The organism is Intestinibacter sp. (assembly GCF_051866655.1).
In the GTDB taxonomy this organism is placed as follows: Bacteria; Bacillota; Clostridia; order Peptostreptococcales; family Peptostreptococcaceae; genus Intestinibacter.
Genome location: NZ_JBJDXL010000283.1, coordinates 1 through 4,014, shown reverse-complemented (window position 1 = coordinate 4,014; position 4,014 = coordinate 1). Strand labels below are relative to the sequence as shown.

General features: G+C 31.8%; 4 protein-coding genes. All 4 read right to left on the bottom strand.

Annotated features, from left to right (window positions below; all coding sequences use genetic code 11):
- Positions 1 to 68: 68 nt before the first annotated feature.
- Entirely contained in the window at positions 69 to 320 is a 252-nt protein-coding gene (locus ACI3VO_RS08465) for a hypothetical protein (RefSeq protein ID WP_439757496.1), read from the bottom strand.
- A 279-nt stretch (positions 321 to 599) separates the two neighbouring features.
- The gene (locus ACI3VO_RS08460; RefSeq protein ID WP_439757495.1) at positions 600 to 800 is read right to left on the bottom strand and encodes a hypothetical protein; all 201 of its coding nucleotides are present in this window, start codon (positions 798 to 800) and stop codon (positions 600 to 602) included.
- 1,181 nt (positions 801 to 1,981) lie between these two features.
- On the bottom strand, positions 1,982 to 2,308 hold the full coding sequence (locus ACI3VO_RS08455; protein ID WP_439757494.1) for a hypothetical protein: 327 nt from the start codon (positions 2,306 to 2,308) through the stop codon (positions 1,982 to 1,984).
- A gap of 161 nt (positions 2,309 to 2,469) precedes the next feature.
- Positions 2,470 to 2,673 (bottom strand): hypothetical protein, encoded by a 204-nt coding sequence (locus ACI3VO_RS08450; protein WP_439757493.1) that lies wholly within the window; start codon positions 2,671 to 2,673, stop codon positions 2,470 to 2,472.
- Positions 2,674 to 4,014: the final 1,341 nt, after the last annotated feature.

Genomic DNA, 4,014 nt, shown 5'->3' with positions numbered 1-4,014 from the left:
CAAAGGCTTTGGAGTTTCAACGGTTAAGCCAACACCTAGTGCAGCATCACCAATATATTTAAATGCCATTATTGTTTAAGTGTAAATGTTATTCTATGTGGTAAAGCAGATGAATACGTATCACTCTTAGTCCAGACTTTGTATGGGAATCCATTAATAGTCTCAGTAGAAGTAGTCCATCCATTTAAATCTACATTTAAATACCCAAGTCCTCCATCTACTAAGAATGAATCTAGAGTAGTATTCTGTCCTGGAAGTTTAACTACGGCTTTTCCAGATAATGAGAAATTAATAGTCCCAGAAGATGAACCAAACGCCACAAGCTACTATTTAGTAACATCAGAAGTATTTCCAGCATACCAAGGATAAGTGGCAGTTACATAAGCAAATGTAGATATTTGTCCTGCTTCTATTCTCTTATCTGTTATCTATCCTTTATTATCAATAAGATATTCTCCAGCATCATATGATACTGTAGCAGAATAAGAATATAATCCGATACTTGAGTATGAACTAACTTCTGACCCATTATAGGTAATTTTCTCAACTCTATCAGTTTCCTCTCCTGCATCATTTTTAATAAATGTAAGAGTAGGAATCTAGAACTCAGAACCTACTTCTACTAATGATTGCATAGAACTATAATATAATTGAGGTTGTACTAAATCCCTTACAGTAGTTGGAAATATTAAAGTATCAATAATTTCTGTGAAACTCTTTCCCTTAAGTTGCTCAACAGTTGTTCCACTTACTACTGTTGAAATAGTTTCATCAGGAAGTTCTGTTTGATAGGTAGCCACTACTTCTAAATCAGATTGAATACTAGTTATATTCTAAGTATTCTCATCTACTTTAGTATTAGTTTCCTCTTGTGCCTAAATAATAGTCTATATCTAAGAATTTGCTTCATCTAAATCTGGCTGCAAATCCTTTACATATACTCCATTATTAATCTGTAGTGCATTTCCTTCTTCCTCAGATATGTTAACTTCAATATTCTCTTCTATTTTAATAGTTTGAGAACCTTCTAGATTCTAAGTAATCCAGTTTAGAATATTCTAATCTACATCAATATTCTCTATAGCATCATTAATATCAGATATAGCCTAGTTAATAGTCTCTATACTACTTTGAATAGTTTCTATATCCGCTGTATGAGTATCAAGCTACCCCTGCACATTAGTTTCAAATTCTGAAACTGCATGTTTTACCTATTCAAATTCTTCCCTAAGAGCCGCAATTTCTTCTGTATTAGCTTCGTACTAGCTTATAAAAAATAAAGCATAGTCAATAGCATCCTTTACAGTGTTAATATTATCAACTAAATCACTGGAATATTTCCATTTCTGTTCTATATACTGAACTAAGTCTGTTTGGGCTTCTATAGTTCCATCTATATTTCCCCACAGCAGGCTCTACTCATCTGCAATTCCTAAATTCTTTCTAACCTTAGCTTTTTCTAACTAAGTTCTATATTCTCCTAAGTAATTATCTCTTAATAGAGGAATAGGATCACTTTTAATAGTAAATCCTTTCTTACCACAGGGAACTACATCTGCATTATTTACCGAAGTGTAAATAGGCTGTATCATTCTAGTTTAGTAATTGCTATTTAATAAATTCGTTATTATCTAAAGTATAAGGTAAGTTGATATAGCATATAAGATTCATTATTTCCTTATAATCATCCCTATATCCATTCTTTAACCTTTTAACAAAAGACTTATATCTTTTAATGGCTTTATGTTTAAGAGCATCCACAGTTTAAATGACGATTAGGTTCATGGCAATCGCAGAATCCACCACAAGTTCTAAACATGGATAATATTCTCTCTGCTTCCATGAACTATTTAAAGCCTATTAAATAATCTATAATATTTAAAGTCATCCAAATAAAATCTCTAGCAAACGTATCTGGATTTTCACTAGCGCATTTATTTAATAGACTATCAAATATTTTCTTACAATAATTAATATAGCACTATTGAAGATTTCCAGTGAAGAATACATCTACCTTACATTTCTTAATAGTGGTTCCTTCTATATTTCTTTCTAGAATTTCTTTTACAGAAGTTTCTTCCAGTTCTCCTTCTACTTCCTTAAATATCTTCTCTCCGTCAGTAATATAAATTGTCTCATAATACTCTTTATATTCTTCTGAGGCATTTTCATACCAATCCATATTAGGAAGTATTATATGGTCAACTACATAATATCCATCATCTTTTACATTAAAAGTACAAGAATCAAGGTCTTCTGTATGTTTATTTAAGAGAACATCAATTAGAGTAGCTTCTCCAATTCCCATTTTAATTATTGTATTTAAAGTAGCACTTTCACTATATTTATAAGAATCATAGGAAGTTGTTACCTCTAAATCTTCATCAATATACTATCCATACTCTTTAGAATAGTCTTCTACAGTAATTTCTCCTGTAATTTTTGTATGTATATCAATACTAAATTCCATTATTGTATAATAGATAATAAGTTAGGACCACGCCAAATAGTACCATCATCTGCTGCATTTAACACATTATTTACAGAAGTGGCAGTAATCATCCATAGTTTTCCTGTGAAATCAGTTGGGCCATCCACAGACCATATACTTCCAGGATCAGTACTAGTAGTATTTACTGAAGGAATATCTCCAGCAGTAACCGTATACCTCATTTCTAGCTAACTATCAAAAGCCCATCTACCAAACTATGCAGGTTCAGAAAACCTTTGCCATTTAGCATTAACCTTCTTTCTAGTTGCAATAAATACATACGGAGTTGCAGGACCAATACTTACAGGAGTTTCTGACCATCCTTCTGGAAGGGAGTTGTCAAATGCTGTTAAGTCTTCTTGTTCTTTCCCATCTGGGTCTAATATTGGATCCCCGTACCCATCTTTAAGAACTGGATAGGTGATTGTAGGAGCAACTCCTGTTGATTTAGCAATATAAATATTCTGTATTATCTCTGCGGTTTGTGCAGCAACAATTTCATAAGTTGTATTAAGCTCAGTTGACTCATCCTATCCAGCATAAGTTATTATAGTACGTTTCCAAGTATATGGTAAGTCTGACGTAGGAGATTCAAATTCTGAACCCCAATTTACTGTATCAAGTTTAATCTCATCTTTATCAGCAGTTGTTGCTCTTGTATATGTAATATTAATTTTTATCTATTTAGTAGCATCTGCTGCACCAGTAAGATTACTTATTTCTGACCATAAGGCTTTTAAATTGGATTCAACTGTTTCCTTAGAATCCCCATTACCTGTAGCATTACTCTAAACAACTTCTGCATGAGTTATGGGGTATATTGTCTATTTACCCTGATTATATAACTATGTTCCTGTCATGACATTAATTGTCTTACTTTATCATTATATGGATTACCATCATGAAGCTAAGCTAGCTCAATCTAAGTTCTCTTCTCTTCAATATCCATTTGTCTATCTTTATAGGTTTTATCTGTTTGAGCTTTGAACCAATTAACCTAATATTCTAATTGTATTTTCTATTGCTCTAACTACATTCTAGCTTCATCAAGCTGCTTAATTTTCTACTATGATTGTTGCAATTCTTTCTGTGCCTATTGTAGCTATTGAGAAGTTTCTTCTAATTTCTATCCAAGTTGTTGAAGCTAATTATTCTCTTCTTTCTATTTCTACATAGATTTCTATACAGTATATTTTAGCTATGTAAGACTTTTTGCAGTTAGTGCTTCAAATATAATATCTGGAGAAATCTACTGACTCTTAATTAATTCTGGAATTATAGACTTAATAGTCTACATATCCTACATTACATCAGTACTAGATATAATATGTATATCAAAGTCAGTTAGAGTAAAATGTTCAGGTAGTGCTGTAAATACTCTCTAATATTTATCACCCAGAATTATAGTTCCTGTAACTCCCTTCTTATATGTAATTTTAGCCTAATTCAGACAATCTAATAGCATTTCACATGTTATTAAATCCATCTACTAGAAATAGTGCTTAGTTACAATAAATGAGTTC

Coding starts and splice junctions, on each gene's coding strand:
- ACI3VO_RS08455 (WP_439757494.1), bottom strand. CDS start 2,308: ATGGGAATTGGAGAAGCTACTCTAATTGATGTTCTCTTAAATAAACAT.
- ACI3VO_RS08450 (WP_439757493.1), bottom strand. CDS start 2,673: ATGAGGTATACGGTTACTGCTGGAGATATTCCTTCAGTAAATACTACT.